At 73.4% G+C, this 13,857-nt stretch carries 12 protein-coding genes; 7 read left to right on the forward strand and 5 right to left on the reverse strand.

From position 1 onward, the window contains the following. Window positions 1-140 precede the first annotated feature (140 nt). The 3 genes from ACZ5ID_RS03200 to ACZ5ID_RS03210 all read right to left on the reverse strand — a co-directional run bounded on the left by ACZ5ID_RS03200 (window position 141) and on the right by ACZ5ID_RS03210 (window position 3,380). Window positions 141-1,184 carry a lactonase family protein gene (locus ACZ5ID_RS03200; RefSeq protein ID WP_468892893.1) on the reverse strand — a complete coding sequence of 348 codons (1,044 nt, stop codon included), beginning with the start codon at window positions 1,182-1,184 and terminating at the stop codon, window positions 141-143. A gap of 127 nt (window positions 1,185-1,311) precedes the next feature. Further along, the gene (locus tag ACZ5ID_RS03205) at window positions 1,312-2,826 is read right to left on the reverse strand and encodes an FUSC family protein (protein ID WP_468892894.1); all 1,515 of its coding nucleotides are present in this window, start codon (window positions 2,824-2,826) and stop codon (window positions 1,312-1,314) included. Between the two features lie 182 nt (window positions 2,827-3,008). Then, the gene (locus tag ACZ5ID_RS03210) at window positions 3,009-3,380 is read right to left on the reverse strand and encodes a VOC family protein (protein WP_468892895.1); all 372 of its coding nucleotides are present in this window, start codon (window positions 3,378-3,380) and stop codon (window positions 3,009-3,011) included. A 158-nt stretch (window positions 3,381-3,538) separates the two neighbouring features. On the opposite strand from ACZ5ID_RS03210, the gene ACZ5ID_RS03215 reads away from it, so the two are divergent. Both ACZ5ID_RS03215 and ACZ5ID_RS03220 read left to right on the forward strand, forming a co-directional pair. After that, window positions 3,539-4,018: an Lrp/AsnC family transcriptional regulator gene (locus ACZ5ID_RS03215; RefSeq protein ID WP_468892897.1), complete on the forward strand. Its 480-nt coding sequence runs from the start codon at window positions 3,539-3,541 to the stop codon at window positions 4,016-4,018. A 125-nt stretch (window positions 4,019-4,143) separates the two neighbouring features. Next, entirely contained in the window at window positions 4,144-4,467 is a 324-nt protein-coding gene (locus ACZ5ID_RS03220; protein ID WP_406555318.1) for a cupin domain-containing protein, read from the forward strand. On the opposite strand, the gene ACZ5ID_RS03225 is transcribed toward ACZ5ID_RS03220, so the two are convergent. Continuing rightward, the gene (locus ACZ5ID_RS03225; RefSeq protein WP_468892898.1) at window positions 4,451-5,455 is read right to left on the reverse strand and encodes a tellurite resistance/C4-dicarboxylate transporter family protein; all 1,005 of its coding nucleotides are present in this window, start codon (window positions 5,453-5,455) and stop codon (window positions 4,451-4,453) included. The two genes, ACZ5ID_RS03220 and ACZ5ID_RS03225, sit on opposite strands and share 17 nt — an antisense overlap. Before the next feature lie 195 nt (window positions 5,456-5,650). Here ACZ5ID_RS03225 and ACZ5ID_RS03230 point away from each other — a divergent pair, with 195 nt between their 5' ends. From ACZ5ID_RS03230 to ACZ5ID_RS03250, 5 genes are all read left to right on the forward strand, one after another. Beyond that, complete coding sequence (locus tag ACZ5ID_RS03230; RefSeq protein WP_468892900.1) at window positions 5,651-6,703, forward strand: chitinase; 1,053 nt, start codon at window positions 5,651-5,653, stop codon at window positions 6,701-6,703. A gap of 382 nt (window positions 6,704-7,085) precedes the next feature. Next, entirely contained in the window at window positions 7,086-7,313 is a 228-nt protein-coding gene (locus ACZ5ID_RS03235; protein WP_468892901.1) for a type A2 lantipeptide, read from the forward strand. A gap of 75 nt (window positions 7,314-7,388) precedes the next feature. Next, on the forward strand, window positions 7,389-8,195 hold the full coding sequence (locus tag ACZ5ID_RS03240; protein ID WP_468892903.1) for a hypothetical protein: 807 nt from the start codon (window positions 7,389-7,391) through the stop codon (window positions 8,193-8,195). Beyond that, complete coding sequence (locus tag ACZ5ID_RS03245) at window positions 8,192-10,465, forward strand: NHLP family bacteriocin export ABC transporter peptidase/permease/ATPase subunit (protein WP_468892905.1); 2,274 nt, start codon at window positions 8,192-8,194, stop codon at window positions 10,463-10,465. The genes ACZ5ID_RS03240 and ACZ5ID_RS03245 overlap by 4 nt, the downstream gene beginning before the upstream one ends. Before the next feature lies 1 nt (window position 10,466). Further along, window positions 10,467-13,331: an NHLP bacteriocin export ABC transporter permease/ATPase subunit gene (locus ACZ5ID_RS03250; protein ID WP_468892906.1), complete on the forward strand. Its 2,865-nt coding sequence runs from the start codon at window positions 10,467-10,469 to the stop codon at window positions 13,329-13,331. 28 nt (window positions 13,332-13,359) lie between these two features. Here ACZ5ID_RS03250 and ACZ5ID_RS03255 read toward each other — a convergent pair whose 3' ends face one another. Beyond that, the gene (locus ACZ5ID_RS03255; protein WP_468892908.1) at window positions 13,360-13,845 is read right to left on the reverse strand and encodes a DUF3574 domain-containing protein; all 486 of its coding nucleotides are present in this window, start codon (window positions 13,843-13,845) and stop codon (window positions 13,360-13,362) included. Window positions 13,846-13,857: the final 12 nt, after the last annotated feature.

Genomic DNA, 13,857 nt, shown 5'->3' on the forward strand with positions numbered 1-13,857 from the left:
ACCTTCTTTCCCCGCCCTGCTTTTTTCCAATCCCCATCGGGTCCCCTCGTGGCCTGGGTTGAGGGGGGAAAGAAAGACCCCCCCCCCCCTCCCGGTTTCCCCCCCCTCCCGCGTCCATGGGGGAAGTGTCCCCCGGGGGCTCAGCCGAAGACGACGCACGAGGCCGCGGGGGCGGGCACCGAGCCGGCCAGGCGCGGGATGCCGCTCTCCTCGTAGAGGTCGAACCAGCTGACGTCGCCGGAGCGCTCGTTGGCCGCGTACAGACGGCGGCCCGAGGGGCCGAGGGCCAGATGGCGCGGCCAGCGCCCGCCGCAGTCCACGGTGGCCACCAGGACGGCGTGTTCGCCGTCCGGGTCGAGGGCGAGGGTCGCGATCGAGTCGTGGCCCCGGTTGGCGACCCAGAGGAACCGTCCGTCGCGGGCGACGACGACCTCGGAGGGGAACGTTTCGTCCGTCACGCCGTCATGGATCACCCGGGTCTCCCCCAGCGGCTCCAGGACGCCCTCGGCGGCGTCCCAGCGGCAGACGACGAGCGTGGGCTCCAGCTCGTTGAGGACGTACGCGTGGCGGCCGTCGGGGTGGAAGGCCAGATGGCGGGGGCCGCTGCCGGGGCGCAGCGCGGTCGTGCCGTGCGGGCGCAGCACGCCGTCGGCCGGGTCGAGGGCGCAGACCTCCACCGAGTCGGTGCCGAGGTCGACGCTCAGCAGCCAGCGCCCGCTGGGGTCGGGCAGCACCTGGTGGGCGTGCGGGCCGGTCTGGCGCTCGGGGTGGGGGCCGGAGCCGTGGTGCTGAAGGACGTACGCGGCGGGGCCCGGGCGGCCGTCGCGGCGGACCGGGAGCGTGGTGACGCTGCCGGAGGTGTAGTTGGCGGTCACCAGGTGGCCGGCGGCGAGGGCGAGGTGGGTCGGGCCGGCGCCGTCCACCGGCACCGGCCGGCCCAGCAGGACCGGGCTGTCGCCCCGTACGTCGAAGGCGGCGGCGGTGCCGTGCTCGCTCTCGCCCACCGCGTACAGCACGGTGGCGTCGGCCGAGAGGGCGAGGAACGAGGGGTCGGGAAGGGCGTCCGTGGCGCCCACGGGGGTGAGCGCGCCCGTCAGGGCGTCCACGGCGGCGACGGTCACGCCCCGGCCCCCCGACGTGGTGAACGACCCGATGAATGCCCGCCCGGCGCTGCTCTCGGCCACCGTGCCACCCCTCTCGCGCGACTGTGCGCCGGGGCTGGGCCCGGCGCCGACTGCGGCGACCGTAGCAGGCGGTCTAGACCAACCGCCCGCGACGCCCCGGGGCCGGGCGGCCCGTGACGGCCGTGGGTCAGGCGTCGGCCAGCGGGGACCCCGGGGCGGCCTGGAGGGGCCTGCCCAGGCTGACCAGGACCCGCTCCAGTTCGTGCAGGTGGGCGAGGGCCGGATGCTCCACGGCGGCGGTCCTGTGCTCGACGGCCGGCGGACGGGCGGAGACCGCCTCCGTGGCCGGGGTGGCGACCAGCGCGGCCACGGCGGCTTCCACCCGCTCGCAGGCGGCGGCGAGCCGCTGGTCGTGGGAGGCCTCGGCGTCGGCGGCCACCAGGGCCAGGTTGCGGGCCTCCCGGGCGCAGTCGTCGAGGTAGCCCAGGATCTGCCGGGCCCTGGCCTTCCGCGCGCGCCGGGGGTTGAGCGGGTGGACCAGGGGGGCCAGCGACAGCCGGACCCTGGCGAGGGTGTGCTCCAGCTCGGTGATGTGCGGCGTCGGGTCGGCGTCCTCCCCGGCGAGGCGGGCCGCAGCCGCGGCGGCGGAGGCGCGCACGCTGTGCAGGGCGTGCCGCACCCAGGAGTCCGTGGTGGTGTGCGTGGTGACCGGCAGGACGAGCAGGACGGCCAGGGCGGACCCGGCCAGGCCCACGCCCGTCTCGAAGAGCCGCAGGGCGAGCAGGTCGGTGTTCAGGACGCCCAGCAGCCCGTAGAGCAGGCTGGCCATGACGGTGACGGCGAGCATCATCCACGTGTACGACACGGGGGCCGTGTAGAAGATCCCGAACACGCACACCGCGATCAGCACCGCGGAGGGCACCGGCTCGCCGTGCAGCGGGATCGCGACCGCCACCCCGCAGACGATGCCGATGACGGTGCCCAGGACCCGCCGGAAGCCGCGCACCAGCGTCTCGCCCCGGGACGTCGTGTTCACGAAGATCCACCAGGTGGCGCCGACCGCCCAGTACCAGCGCTCCTGCGAGAGCAGTTGCCCGATCGCCAGCGCGAAGGCGGCTCCGGTCATGGCCTGCACCGCCTGCCGGGTGGTCGCCCGGCGCAGGCCCCTGCCCGGGGCGGGCGCCGACACCAGGGGCGGCGGCGGAAGGCGCCGCTCGTAGCACCACGCGCCGAACCTTACGGCCGCCGCCGTCAGCACGGACAGGAGGACGGCCGCGTACAGCTCGGGCAGTTGGCCCGGGACCGTGTGCAGGAACTGCGTGATGAAGAACGCCATGAAGGCGAACACGCCGAGGGAGTGGCCGCGCGGTCCCCAGCGCCGGGCGTAGACGCCGGCGCCCACGACCGCGAGGAAGGCGAGGTCCCGGGCCAGGGGGTGGGCGTGCAGCTCGGCGGCCAGGGCGAAGACCGGCAGACCGGCCACCGGCAGCAGGGCGGTGGTGACCGCCTGGCCGCGCACGGTGGGGTCCGTGACCGTGAAGAGTGCCAGCAGGGCCGCGAGGCCGCCGGTGATGGCCGCGACGAGCGAGTGGCCGGCCAGGCCGCACACCGCCACCGCCAGACCGATGCCCACGACGGCCCGGGTCGCGTTGCGCAGCCGCATCCGCCCCGGGTCCGGAGCCACGAACACCCTCTTCAACACGGACCTGCTGCTCCTCTCCCGGGACGACATGAGAAAGGCGCTGCGGAGACCCGCAGCGCCATCGACCCGTCCATGAGATCACTGCCGGGCCCAATGGCTCAAGTGGACCTCGCCCGACTGTGCCATTGGTACGCCCTTTCACCCTCTTCCGCGTCCAGGCAGGTCCATCGGTCCAGCCTTCCTCAGTGCACGCAGAGGCAGAACGGATGGCCCGCCGGGTCCGCGTAGACACGCCAGTTGGCCTCCTGGAGCTGGTCCGTGCGCTCCAGCACGGTCGCGCCCAGCGCCAGCGCCCGCTGCTCCTCCCCTTCGAGGTCGTCCACGTCGAAGTCCAGATGGACCTGCTGCGGGTGCTCCTGGCCGGGCCACTGGGGCGCCCGGTAGCCGTCCACCCGCTGGAAGGCCAGCTTGGTGCCCTCGAAGCCGTGCACCTCGACCCAGTCGGAGTCGTCCGGGTCCGCGACCACCCGGCCGCCGAGCAGCTCCGCGTAGAACTCCGCCAGCCGTACCGGATCGGCACAGTCCAGCGCGACCGCCTGCAGCTTTCGGATCACGTCCGACACCCCTCGCTCTCACGTCACTTACGTCCCACTCGTCCATCGACGTACCCGCCGGGACGCCCGCCATGCGCGGCGGCACGCCGTCCGGTTCCGACTGGGCCATTGGTACGGTTGAATCGCGTACGGCAGCACCAGGAAGGGACCGACGGACCATGGCGGTGGACGCGCTCGACACCCGGATCCTGCGGCTCCTCATCGAGCGGCCCCGCACCAGCGTGCGCGAGTACGCACGGCTGCTCGGCATCGCGCGCGGCACGCTCCAGGCGCGTCTGGACCGGCTGGAGCGGGACGGCGTGATCACCGGGACGGGTCCGTCCCTGTCCCCCGCGGCCCTCGGCCACCCGGTGCTCGCCTTCGTCCACGTCGAGGTCACCCAGGGCCATCTCGACGAGGTGGGGGACGCGCTCGCGGCCGTGCCGGAGATCGTCGAGGCGTTCTCGATCACCGGCGGCGGCGATCTGCTGACCCGGGTCGTGGCCCGCGACGCCGGTCATCTCGAAGACGTCATCCAGCGCCTGATCCGGCTCCCGGGCGTGGTGCGCACCCGCACCGAGGTGGCCCTGCGCGAGCGGGTGCCGCACCGGCTGCTGCCGCTGGTGGAGTCGGTGGGGCGGGCCGCCGGAGCGCCGTAGGCGGCGGAGCGCGCTCCGCCGTGCCGTCCCGGCCCCGAGTTGCGTACCGCCGGGGAGCCGGAAGGCTTGAAGGCGACGCCACCCGATCGGAGCACGGCCGTCCGGCTGAGGAAGGGGACCGGTCCATGCAGGACCTCACAGCACTCACCGAGGAGCACCTGGCCCTGGCGCGCGTGGCCTCGCACGGCCGCAGCGCCCAGCTCGTCGCGCACGACGGCCCGCTGCGGCAGAGCGTCATCGCGCTGGCCTCGGACTCCGAACTCGACGAGCACAACGCGCCGCTCGCGGCCAGCCTCCAGGTGCTGCGCGGCCATGTGCGGCTGACGTCGAACAGCGGCAACAAGGAGCTCCGCACCGGCGAGCTCTGCGAGCTCCCCCGGGAGCGCCACGGCCTGCTCGCCCTGGAGGACTCGGCGGTGCTGCTGACGGCCGTCACCGCCGTGGAGTAGGCCCTTCGCGGGTGACACGGTCGGGAGAGGCGCGCGGCGCGGCTTTGGCGCGCGCTCCGGGCGCCGCCCGGGTCCTCAGGAACCCGGCGAGCGTCAGCACCCAGGCCGCCACCGCGACCCACAGCAGCACCTCGCCCAGTGTGCGCAGCCCCCTCACGTGCGCGGAGGCGCCGGTGGCGAGGGTGGCCGCGGCGGCCATGCCGAGCGGGAAGACGGTCGCCCAGCGCCGTACGTCGTAGTGCGGCCGGGGTCTGACCACCTCGGCCGCCAGCAGGATGGCGTACCAGGCGAGACAGAGGCCGAGCAGGACCAGCGCGGAGTCGCGCAGGGCGTGGTGGGCGCCGCCGGTCCACAGAGGGGACGCGGTGAGCTTCGCGCAGGCCAGCGCCGAGATCGCCAACGCGCCGCCCGCGATCCACTGGTCGCCCGCCCCGGTCCACACCTGGCGGAAGTCGAACCGGAGGAGGGCTTGCGCGTAGAGCAGCACCCCGAGGCAGAAGAGGACGAGCGCCGCCCGGCCCAGCCAGTCGCCCTGGCCCGCCGCCGCCAGCGTGGCCGCGAGGACGGCCAGGCCCTGGGTTGCGACGCAGACCAGGAACGCGCCCCCGGGCATTCTTCGTCTCCAGTGGCGCAGGACGGAGCAGAGCAGTACGGGCCAGAGCGCGGCGGCCAGGGCGAGCAGGGTGAGGGCGAGGGTCTGGCGCCCCAGCACCGAGAGCCGGGTGCCGAGCACGGCCGTGGCGGCGACGGCCGTCAGCGCGGGCGGGGTGTCTGCCTCCGCGCGCCAGCGCGGGCGGTCGCGCAGGAAGCGGACCGCGAAGTCCACGGCGAGGACCAGCCAGACCGCTCCGGCCGTCGCGAGCCAGGCGAGGGAGAGCGTCTCGTGGCCGACGAGGTGCAGGCCGACGGAGATGATGCCGGTCGCCATGACGACGGCGCCGGCGGCCGGGGGGAGGTCGGCCCACCGCGGGCCGGGAGGACGGGTCACCGTGCCATCGGTACGCGGCACCCGCACCGCCCGCCACCCGGATGCGCCGACGGGACCAGGGGAAGTACCCGTTCCTGCTTGGTCCAGACCTATTGACGGAAGGTCTGGACCACTTTACGGTGTGGCGCAGCCGGACCCCGTACCGCAACCGGACCCGTACGTCTCCAGGTTCCCCACAGCCCAGGAGGTACCCCCATGCTCGGTCGGATGTCACGTCTCGCGGGAGCGGCCCTGATGCTGGCGCTCGCCGCACAGCTGCCCGCCGCCGCCACGCCCGCCGCGCCCCGGGGCGACACCTGCGCGGTCAAGTCGAAGCCCGCGGGCAAGGTGCTCCAGGGCTACTGGGAGAACTGGGACGGCTCCGCCAACGGCGTCCATCCGCCGTTCGGCTGGACCCCGGTCATCGACTCCCGTATCGCCGCGCACGGTTACAACGTGCTCGACGCGGCCTTTCCGGTCATCCGCTCCGACGGCACGGCGCTCTGGGAGGACGGGATGGACGCGACCGTGAAGGTCGCGACGCCGGCGGAGATGTGCGCGGCCAAGGCGGCCGGGCAGACGATCCTGCTGTCCATCGGCGGGGCGACGGCCGGGATCGACCTCAACTCCGGCGCGGTCGCCGACCGGTTCGTCGAGACGATCGTGCCCATCCTCAAGACCTACAACTTCGACGGCATCGACATCGACATCGAGACCGGCCTGGTGGGCAGCGGGAACATCGGCCGGCTCTCCCCCTCCCAGGCGAACCTGATCCGCGTCATCGACGGCGTCCTCGCCCGGATGCCGTCGAACTTCGGGCTCACGATGGCGCCGGAGACGGCCTATGTGACGGGCGGCAGTGTCACGTACGGGTCGATCTGGGGCGCGTATCTGCCCATCGTGAAGAAGTACGCGGACAACGGCCGGCTGTGGTGGCTCAACATGCAGTACTACAACGGCAATATGTACGGCTGCTCCGGCGACTCCTACGCGGCCGGCACCGTCCAGGGCTTCACCGCCCAGACCGACTGCCTCGACAGGGGCCTCACCGTCCAGGGCACCACCGTCAGGGTCCCCTACGACAAGCAGGTCCCGGGTCTGCCCGCGCAACCGGGCGCCGGGGGCGGCTACATGTCACCGAACCTGGTCGCCCTGGCATGGAACCGCTACGGCGGCGCGCTCAAGGGCCTGATGACCTGGTCGGTCAACTGGGACGGCTCGAAGGGCTGGACGTTCGGCAGCAATGTGAAGGCGCTGCAAGGGCGCTGATTTTGTTACTCCACTCCGGAACCTCACCTTCCGAAAACCTGCACACCGCATGCCCGAACCAGTCACGCCGGACCGCCGGGGGACTGTCCGCCCCCGGCGGCCCGGCGGCCGAAAAGGCCGGAGTGTCCCACTTGCGAGAAAGGGAGCCCGGCCAAACGGAATTCATGAAGTGAAGCTCGTGAAGAAGCTGCCACCGATTCCTCGACGGATGTGCACGAGAAAGCCGTTCACCGCAGGACAAGGCCTGGTCAGGCACGGTGGGATTGGCTGGGGCCCGCGTCGTCGTGCTTTGATCCTGGCCCATGCGGAGCGGCCCCCCGAGGGCCCTTGCCGCAGGGATTCCCCCCACACCATTCCCCCCAATACGAAGGGCAGTTACCCCATGAACTACACCCCCCAGGTCGAGACCCGCGAGATCTCCGACGCCGACCTCGACAACGTGTCCGGCGGCCTCGTCGGCACCGCGCTCGGCAACGTGACCGGCACCGCCGACTCGCTCCTCCCGGTCTCGGGCATCGTGGGCTCGGTCACGGGTCTGGTCCACTCGACCACCGGCGTGAACACCGCCCCGGTCACCGGCCTGGCCTCCGGCCTCGTCGCCGGTCTCTGAGACGGCGCGCGAGCCCCGGAACCCGCTCGGTTCCGGGGCTCCCCGCGTGCGTCCCCCAGGCAGGGGCAGCGTTCCGTGCAATTCCGTCAACAGGCCCTCACCAAGCTCCAGTCACCGGAGGAACTCGACCTGCCGGTGCGTTTCGCGCGCCCGCAGGGCCTGCTCGTCCTCGCGGTCACCGTGGCCGTCATGGCCGCCGCCTGCTTCTGGGCGGTCACCGGCTCCGTCTCCTCCACCCTCGGCGCGCCCGGCATCCTCACCCACGCCCGGGGCAGTTACGTCCTGCAGAGCCCCGTGGCCGGACAGGTCACCGGTGTGCTCGCCAAGGAGGGCCAGGACCTCGCGGCCGGGGCACCGCTGCTCAAGGTCCGCACCGAGCGCGGCGACCGCACCGTCCGCGCCGTCGAGGCGGGCCGGCTCACCACGCTCAGGACCGCCGTCGGCGCGGTCGTCACCACCGGGGCGGACGTGGCGAGCGTCGAGCGGACCGGCGGCGCCGGTGATCCGCTGATGGCGATGCTGTACGTACCGGGCGCGGGCGGCGCCTCGGTACGGGTCGGTGCCTCGGTGGACCTCACCGTAGAGTCCGTGCCCAGCCGTCGGTACGGCGTGCTGCGGGGCAGGGTGGCGGCCGTCGGCCGCGGCGCCCAGACCCGGCAGCGCATCGCCGCCTTCCTCGGCGACGCCCAGCTCGGCGAGGAGTTCTCCCGCGCGGGCAGACCGGTCGCCGTCCTGGTGGAGCTCGACCGCTCGGCCGCCACGAAGTCGGGCTACCGCTGGTCCTCGGCCCAGGGCCCGCCGTACCCGGTCGACTCCATGACCTTGGCCATCGGCTCCGTCCACCTGGCCGACCAGCGTCCCCTCGATTGGCTCCTCCCGTGACCGCACCACCCGCCTCCCCCGCGCCCCCGCAGCTCCCGCCGCCCGGCCGTGGCCGCCACCGCCCCGAGAGCGCCCCGGCGGGCAGGCGCCGGGCCCGGCCGGCGCCGAAGGCGAAGCGGGCGAGGACCGTGCGCAGCCCCACCGTCCTCCAGATGGAGGCCCTGGAGTGCGGCGCCGCCTCGCTGGCGATGGTGCTCGCCCACCACGGCCGCCATGTGCCGCTGGAGGAGCTGCGCATCGCCTGCGGCGTCTCCCGCGACGGCTCGCGGGCCAGCAACGTCCTCAAGGCCGCCCGCGGTTACGGCCTCACGGCCAAGGGCATGCAGATGGAGCCCGCCGCGCTGGCGGAGGTACCGGCCCCGGCCATCCTGTTCTGGGAGTTCAACCACTACGTCGTCTACGACGGCATGGGCCGTCGCTTCGGTCGGCGCGGTGTGTACATCAACGACCCCGACAAGGGCCGCCGGTTCGTGCCCGCCGAGGACTTCGACACCAGCTTCACCGGCGTCGTCCTCGTCCTCGAACCCGGTGCCGGGTTCCGGCGCGGCGGTCGCAGGCCCGGGGTGCTGGGCGCGCTGCCGGCGCGGCTGCGCGGCACCACCGGCACCATGCTGGTCGCCCTGCTCGCCAGTCTGCTGCTGGTGGCGGTCGGCGCGACGCTGCCCGCGCTGAGCCGTACGTACATCGACACCTTCCTCATCGGCGAGCAGACCTCGCTGCTCGGCACGGTGTTCGCCGCCATGGGCGCGGCGGTGGCGCTCACCGCCGCGCTGACCTGGCTCCAGCAGGCCAATCTGCTGCGCGGGCGGATGATCTCCTCGACGCTCGGCGGCGCCCGCTTCTTCCGGCACCTGCTGCGGCTGCCGGTCACCTTCTTCGCCCAGCGCAGCCCCGCCGACCTCGTCCAGCGGCTCCAGTCCAACGACGCGGTCGCCGAGACCCTGGCCCGCGACCTGACCGCGGCGGCCGTCGACGGCGTCGTGGTGCTCCTCTACGCCTTCCTGCTGTGGACCTACGACCCGCAGCTCACCGTCATCGGCGTGGGCATCGCGCTGCTCAACGTGGTCGCGATGCGTGTGGTGGTACGACTGCGGGCCACCCGTACGCAGAAGTTGCGGGCCGACAGCGCCCGGCTGACCAACACCTCGTACACCGGGCTCCAGTTGATCGAGACGATGAAGGCGACGGGCGGCGAGGACGGCTACTTCCGCCGCTGGGCGGGGCAGCACGCGACCACACTGGAGGAGCAGCAGCGGCTGGGGGTGCCGAGCGCGTGGCTGGGGATCGTCGCCCCGCTGCTCGCCACGCTCAACAGCGCGCTCATCCTGTGGATCGGCGGGCTGCGGGCGGTCGAGGGGCATCTGTCGGTGGGACTGCTGGTGGCGTTCCAGGCGCTGGTCACACGGTTCACGGCGCCGGTCACCCGGCTGAACTCGGTGGCGGGCCGCATCCAGGACTTCGCGGCCGACGTGGCCCGGCTCAAGGACGTGGAGAACTTCCCGGTGGACGCGCTGTACACACGTGACGAGCCGGCCGACCGCACCCGCAGGCTGCGGGGCCATGTCGCGCTGGAGGACATCACCTTCGGCTACAGCCCGCTGGACGCTCCGCTGCTCTCCGGCTTCTCGCTCTCGGTGGGGCCCGGACAGCAGGTCGCCCTGGTCGGGGGTTCCGGCAGCGGCAAGTCCACGGTGTCCAGGCTGGTCTCGGGGCTCTACACCCCCTGGGAGGGCACCATCCGTATCGACGGACAGCGCCTGGAGGACATCCCCCGCAGCGCGCTCGCCGCCTCGGTGTCCTTCGTCGACCAGGACGTCTTCCTCTTCGAGGGGACCGTACGGGACAACGTGGCACTGTGGGACCCCTCGATCCCGGACGAGGCGGTCGTCGCCGCCCTGCGCGACGCGGCGCTCCACGACGTCGTCGCCCGTCGGCCCGGCGGGATCCACGGCCGGGTCGAGCAGGACGGCCGCAACTTCTCCGGCGGGCAGCGCCAGCGCCTGGAGATCGCCCGCGCGCTGGTGCGCCGCCCCAGCGTCCTGGTGCTCGACGAGGTGACCAGCGCCCTGGACGCCGAGACCGAGCAGATCATCATCGACAACCTGCGCCGGCGCGGCTGCGCCTGCGTGGTGATCGCCCACCGGCTGAGCACGGTCCGCGACAGCGACGAGATCGTGGTCCTCGACCACGGGTCGGTCGTCGAGCGCGGACGCCACGAGGAGCTGCTCGCGGCGGGCGGCCCCTACGCCGAGCTGGTCAGGGAGCACTGAGGTGACCTCCGTGAACGGCCTCGCCGGCGCCGCCCACGACGACCCCGCGCACGACCCCGTCCTCGCGGCGTTCGGCGGCCTCGGCCAGGAGATCGACTGCACCGGGCCGCAGGGCTTCTCCCTGGCGGGCCCGCAGGTGCTGTGGCTGGTCGTGGGCGGCGCCCTGGACCTGTTCGCGGTGGACGCGGCGGCGCGGGGCCACTGGCACTTCCTGGGCCGCCTCGAACCCGGCACGCTCCTGCTGGGCCCGGTCGAGGGCCCGCAGCACACCCTGGTGGGCCGGCCGCTGCGCGCGTGCGTGCTGCGCCGGATCCCACTGCGGGAGCTGTACCGCGGCGCGTACGCGGACGCGATGGCGTACGAGGGCGGCTACGGCAGCAGCTATGACACCGGGGACAGCGCCCTCAGCCTCCTGGAGCACGCCTTCTCGCTCGGCGTCGGGCGCGGCCAGCGCGTGCTGTTCGAGGCTCCGCTGGACGGCCGGACCACCCTTGAGGAGCCGGTGGCCGATGACGACGTCCTGTGGCTGCCGGTCTCCCCCGGGAGCGTCCAGTACGGCGCCGCGTTCAGCGCCGAGGCGGCCGGGGACCTGCTGGTCGACGGGGCGTTGTGGCAGGGCATGGTCAACCGCCAGCATCGGCTGCTGTCCGCCCTGGACCGCTGGATCGAACGTATGGAACGGGCGCACGAGGACCGCACGGCGGCCGGCATCAAGGCGGGCGAGGCCGTCCGCGAGGAGGCCGACCGGGCCCTGGTGACCTCCATCGGCCGCCCCGGCAGGACGCCCTCGCGGACGGCCGGGGCGGGCGACGACGCCACGTACGCGGTGTGCTCGCTCGTCGCCCGCGCGGCCGGGATCACCCTCACCGAACCCTCCCTCGGGGGCGCGGTGAGCGAGCGGATCGACCCCGTCGAGCGGGTGGCGGTCGCCTCCCGGGTCCGCAGCCGTCCGGTCCGGCTGGACGGTAGCTGGTGGCGCGAGAACGCGGGCCCGCTGGTCGGCCGCAGGGCGGCGAGCGGAACGCCGGTCGCCCTGCTGTGGCGGCGCGGCGGATACGAGGCGGTGAACCCGGCGACGGGCCGGCGCACCCGGGTCGGCGCGGCCAACGCCGGGGAGTTCGAGGAGCGGGCCGTCATGTTCTACCGGCCGCTGCCCGAGACACCGCTGGGCAAGTGGGGGCTGCTGCGGTTCGGGCTGCGCGGCACCCGCGCCGACCTGCGCAACCTGGTCGTCGCCGGGCTGGTCACGGTGGGCCTCGGCGCCCTGGTGCCGCTGGCCACCGGCCAGGTGCTCGGGGTGTACGTACCGGGGGCCCAGACCTCACTGATCGCCCAGGTCTCACTGGCGATCATCGTCAGCGGGGTGGTCGCGGCTGCCTTCTCCCTGATGCAGAACCTGACCCTGCTGCGGATGGAGGGGCGGATCGAGAGCACCCTCCAACCCGCTGTCTGGGACCGGCTGCTGAGGCTGCCGACACGGTTCTTCACCGAGCGCTCCACCGGTGAGCTGGCGAGCGCGGCGATGGGGGTGAGCGCGATCCGCCGGGTGCTGTCGGGACTGACCCCGGTCGTCGTCCAGGCCGGCACGGTCGGGGTGGTGAACCTGGTGCTGCTGCTCTGCTTCAGCGTTCCGCTCGCCCTGACGGCGCTCGGGATGCTCGCCGTGATCGCGGCGGTCTTCCTCGCCCTCGGCGTCTGGGAGCTGCGCTGGCAGCGCCGGCTGGTCGAGCTGGGCAACAAACTCAACAACCAGGCGTTCCAGACCCTGCGCGGACTGCCCAAGCTGCGGGTCGCGGCGGCGGAGAGCTTCGCGTACGGGGCCTGGGCGCGGGAGTTCGCCCGCAGCCGGGAGCTCCAGCAGCGCGCGGACCGCGTCAAGAACCTGACGACCGTGCTCAACGCCGTCTATCTGCCGCTGTGTTCGCTGGTGATGTTCATGCTGCTCGCGGGACCGGCCCGGGGGGCGCTGTCGGCCGGCGCCTTCCTGACGTTCAGCACCTCCGTGACCATGGTGCTCACCTCGGTCACCCAGCTCACCGGGGCGTTCCTGTCGGCGGCTGCCGTGCTGCCGATGTTCGAGCAGATCAAGCCGGTACTCGACGAGGCACCCGAGGTCCGCGGCTGCGGCGCCCAGCCCGGCGCGCTGTCCGGGGAGATCGAGGCCCGGGGCCTGTCCTTCCGCTACACCGACGACGGCCCGCTGGTCCTGGACGACGTGTCCCTGAAGGTGAGGCCCGGCGAGTTCGTCGCGATCGTCGGCCCCAGCGGCTGCGGCAAGTCGACCCTGCTGCGGCTGCTGATCGGCTTCGACCGGCCGGTGGCGGGCAGCGTCCTGTACGACGGGCAGGACCTCGCCGCGCTCGACCGGGCGGCCGTGCGCCGCCAGTGCGGTGTGGTCCTGCAGAACGCCCAGCCGCTCAGCGGGTCGATCCTGGAGTGCGTCTGCGGCGCGGAGGCGTTCACCCTGGAGGAGGTGTGGGAGGCCGTCGCCATGGCGGGGCTCGCCGAGGACATCAAGCGGATGCCCATGGGGCTGCACACGATGATCGCGGACGGCGGCGCGGTCTCCGGCGGCCAGCGCCAGCGGCTGATGATCGCCCAGGCGCTGGTGCGGCGCCCGCGCGTCCTCTTCTTCGACGAGGCGACCAGCGCGCTCGACAACGAGACCCAGCGGGTCGTCATCGAGAGCACCCGCGCCCTGGACGCCACCCGTGTGGTGATCGCCCACCGGCTCTCCACGGTGCTGGACGCCGACCGCGTGATCGTGATGTCCGAGGGGCGCGTGGTGCAGGAGGGGCCGCCCGCCGAGCTCCTGGCGGACACGGGCGGACGGCTCCACGAGCTGGTGCGGCGGCAGTTGCGGTAGTCCGGGCCGGGGTCCCTGCCCGGGTCCCTCAGAAGCTGGCCTGCGCGCGGACGTCGGCGCGGCCCACGGACTCCAGCTCGTACAGGGCGCAGTACAGGTGCCGGATGTACTCGATGTCGCGGTCATGGGCGCGGGCCTCGGCGACGGGATACAGCACCGTCAGCTCGTAACTGCGCTCGCGGTTGATGTCGCCGTCCTTGTCGCGCCACTGGCCACGGCCCTCCTGGAGGGTGAGGCCGGAGGGGAAGCGCGGGGTGACCACGTCGGCGACGAACTTCATGAACTCGGCGTCGGTGATGGGCGGTTTGCCCTGGTGGCGGCCCGTGCCGAAGTAGAGGTGCGTGGCGATGTGCGGACTGCCGGGCCCTTCGGCGGCGCTCTGCGCGGTCGCGGTGGCGGTGGCGGGAGGAGCCGTGCCGTAGGCGACCTCGGACACCGGTCCCCCGGTGGCGAAGAGGAGGGCGATCGCCACCAGAGCGGCGGCGGCGGGCGTGGAGATCCGAATGTGCAGCATGCGGGTCCTGTC

The organism is Streptomyces sp. NPDC031670 (assembly GCF_055580545.1).